The organism is Kytococcus sp. HMSC28H12, from assembly GCF_001816045.1.
Lineage (GTDB): Bacteria > Actinomycetota > Actinomycetes > Actinomycetales > Dermatophilaceae > Kytococcus > Kytococcus schroeteri.
On record NZ_KV824417.1, the window covers coordinates 1 to 3,106 of the forward strand.

5 protein-coding genes are annotated in these 3,106 nt (G+C 73.6%); 3 read left to right on the top strand and 2 right to left on the bottom strand.

Annotated features, from left to right (window positions below; all coding sequences use genetic code 11):
* Together HMPREF3099_RS12815 and HMPREF3099_RS05465 are read right to left on the bottom strand one after the other, a co-directional pair.
* A partial coding sequence (locus HMPREF3099_RS12815; RefSeq protein ID WP_168168450.1) for an NAD(P)-binding protein occupies window positions 1-145 on the bottom strand: 145 nt, incomplete at its 3' end.
* Window positions 142-981, bottom strand: a complete 840-nt coding sequence (locus HMPREF3099_RS05465) for an exodeoxyribonuclease III (protein ID WP_070705021.1) — start codon at window positions 979-981, stop codon at window positions 142-144. The genes HMPREF3099_RS05465 and HMPREF3099_RS12815, both read right to left, overlap by 4 nt.
* Window positions 982-1,039: 58 nt before the next feature.
* Between HMPREF3099_RS05465 and HMPREF3099_RS05470 the strand changes: the two genes are divergently transcribed.
* The 3 genes from HMPREF3099_RS05470 to HMPREF3099_RS05480 all read left to right on the top strand — a co-directional run.
* On the top strand, window positions 1,040-1,963 hold the full coding sequence (locus HMPREF3099_RS05470; RefSeq protein WP_070705015.1) for an SDR family NAD(P)-dependent oxidoreductase: 924 nt from the start codon (window positions 1,040-1,042) through the stop codon (window positions 1,961-1,963).
* Entirely contained in the window at window positions 1,960-2,514 is a 555-nt protein-coding gene (pyrE, locus tag HMPREF3099_RS05475) for an orotate phosphoribosyltransferase (protein ID WP_070705018.1), read from the top strand. Before HMPREF3099_RS05470 ends, pyrE begins: the two co-directional genes overlap by 4 nt.
* A gap of 80 nt (window positions 2,515-2,594) precedes the next feature.
* Window positions 2,595-3,106: MFS transporter (locus tag HMPREF3099_RS05480; protein ID WP_141762008.1), on the top strand; the 512-nt coding region annotated here is incomplete at its 3' end.

Here is a 3,106-nt window from a genome sequence, read left to right on the forward strand (position 1 = left end):
GGTCGTGGCGGTCGAGCCACCGGCCACCCACCGCCCCGCGCTCGTCCACCACCACCACGTCGCGCACGCCTGCGCGGGCCAGGGCGTCCACCACGGCCACGCCGGCGAAGCCCGCACCCACGACGGCGACCGCGTACGGGGTCATGCGCGTGTCCCGGCCTCGGAGCCGCCCAGCTCCACCACCACGGGGGCATGGTCGCTGGCGCCCTTGCCCTTGCGCTCCTCACGGTCCACGAACGCGCCCGTCACGAGCTCGGCGAAGGAGGGCGAGCCCAGGGCGAAGTCGATGCGCATGCCCTGGCGCTTGGGGAAGCGCAGCTGCTGGTAGTCCCAGTAGGTGTACGTGTCGGTCTCGGTGTGCGGGCGCACCACGTCCACCAGCCCGGCCTGCTCGAGGGCCCCGAACGCCTCACGCTCCGGCGGGGTCACGTGGGTGAGCCCCTCGAAGGCCGCGATGTCCCACACGTCGGTGTCCAGCGGGGCCACGTTGAAGTCGCCCATGAGCACCAGCGGGGTCTCCTCGGCGGCCCACTGCCCGGCGTGGCCGGCCAGGGTGTGCAGCCAGCGCAGCTTGTAGTCCATGTGCGGGTGGCCGATCTCGCGGCCGTTGGGCACGTAGAGGCTCCACAGGCGGACGCGGGGCACGGCGGTGCCGTCCTCGCGCGTGCCACCGCCGACCGTGGCGCCCAGGGCGCGGGCCTCCACCACGGGCTCGTCGTCACCCCAGCCGGGCTGCTCGGGGAAGGCGACGGTCACGTCCTGCAGGCCCACCCGGGAGGCGATGGCCACGCCGTTCCACTGGTTGAGGCCGTGGAAGGCGATCTCGTAGCCCAGCTCGTCGAAGCGCTCGCGCGGGAACTTGTCGTCCTTGACCTTGGTCTCCTGGAGGGCCAGGACGTCCACGTCGTGACGCTTGAGGAAGTCCGCCACCCGGTCGATCCGGGCACGGAGGGAGTTGACGTTCCAGGTAGCGATGCGCACGGGGTCACTGTAGGTGAGCAGGTGTGCGTGGCCGGACCTCGTGGTGGAGACTGCCCCCATGGACACCGCACCCGCCCCCACCCCGCGTCCGATGGCGCTGGTCACCGGCGCCTCATCCGGCATCGGCAAGGAGTACGCCACCCAGCTGGCCGCCAAGGGCTACGGCATCGTGCTCGTGGCCCGCGACCGTCAGCGCCTGGAGGCGCTGGCCGTGCACCTGGGCACCCACTTCGGCGTGCCCACCGAGGTGCTCACCGCCGACCTCTCGCAGCGTCAGGACATGGAGCGCGTGGTGCGCCGCCTGGAGCAGGACGAGGACGCCGTGGAGGTGCTCGTCAACAACGCCGGCTACGGGCTGGGCACGGCCTTCCTCGCCTCGGAGATCGAGGACGAGGAGGACGCCCTGGCGGTCATGGTGCGCGCGGTGATGGTGCTCAGCCAGGCCGCCGCGCGCCGCATGGTGGCCGACGGCCACGGCATCGTCATCAACGTCTCGTCGGTGGCCGGGTGGCTGCCGTACGGCACGTACGGCGCCGCCAAGGCGTGGGTGCGCACCTTCACCGAGGGCCTGGCGATGGAGCTGCGCGGAACGGGCGTGCACGTGCAGGCGCTGGCGCCGGGGCTGACCCACACCGAGTTCCACCAGCGGATGGGGGAGGAGTTCGCCGGCGCGCCGGAGTGGGCCTGGCTGCACCCCGACCAGGTGGTGCGCGAGTCCCTCGAGGCGGTGGGCTCCCGCGAGGTGACCTGCGTGCCGGGCCTGCCGTACAAGGTGGCCGCCCTGGTGCTGCCCCGCCTGCCGCGCCGGGTGGTCATGGCGCTCTCGGCCAAGGTGGACGAGCAGGAGCGCGCCCTGCGGGGGCGGGCGCGCCGGGTGGTCTCCTCCTCCCAGGCGCCGGAGCCGGCGCGAGCGGGAGCGGTGGACGCGGGAGCGACGACCTCGGAGGCCGACGAGGACGCCTCGGTACCCTCCGACGCATGACGACCACCTCGCAGTCCGCCCGCACCCTCGCCGAGACCATCGCCTCCGACGCCGTCGTGCACGGAAAGGTGACGCTCTCCTCCGGCAAGGAGGCCGACTACTACGTGGACCTGCGCCGGGTCACCCTCTCCGGCAGCGCCGCCCCGCTGGTGGGCGCGGTGATGCTGGAGCTCACCGAGGACCTCGAGTTCGACGCCGTCGGCGGCCTCACCATGGGCGCCGACCCGGTGGCCACCGCGATGCTGCACGCCGCCGCCGCGCAGGGCCGCCAGCTGGACGCCTTCGTGGTGCGCAAGGCGGGCAAGGCCCACGGGCTGCAGCAGCGCATCGAGGGGCCGTCCATCGCGGGCCGCCGCGTGCTCGTGGTGGAGGACACCTCCACCACCGGCAACTCGCCGCTCACCGCCGTCGAGGCCGTCCGCGAGGCGGGGGCCGAGGTGGTGGCCGTGGCCGTCATCGTGGACCGCTCCTCGGGGGCCGCCGAGGTCATCCAGGGGGCCGGTGTGGAGTACCGCGCTGCGCTGGGGCTGTCCGACATCGGCCTGGCCTGAGGCCCGCACAGTGGCGGATCCGAACGAAATCGTTACCGTTCGGACGTGATTCGGGTCACACGCCCGTCTAGGGTCGCAGCATGCCTGCCACCCTGCACCGTGCCCCCGCCGGGGCGGAGCCGTCGGCTCCTGCCCGGGAGGGCATCTGGCAGGTGCGTGACGTCCCCCGCGTGATCGCCGGCCGTGGCCTGGTGGTGGCGGCCTCCCGCATGCTCATGGTGGTGCTCATGCTGTGGGTCCAGGCCTCCGGCCAGGGCTCGGGCGCCATGGCCGCGGTGATGGTGGCCGTGGCCCTGCCGGCGCTGTTCTTCATGGGTACGGCCGGCGACGTAGCCGACCAGCACGACTCGCGCCGCATCCTCGTCGGCGGCGTGGCCGTGCAGGTGGTGGGCGCCGTCGGCGTGGCGCTCGCCATCGCGCTGGCCCCCGCCTCGGTGGCCCTGCCGGTGGTGGTCGCGCTGGCCTTCCTCTACCAGGTGGGGTCCACCTTCAACCAGCCCGTGTGGGACGCCCTTGTGCCCCGCATCGTGGGCGTCGACCGCGTGGGCGCCGTGGCCTCCTGGCAGCAGGGCGTCAGCAGCGTGGCCGGCCC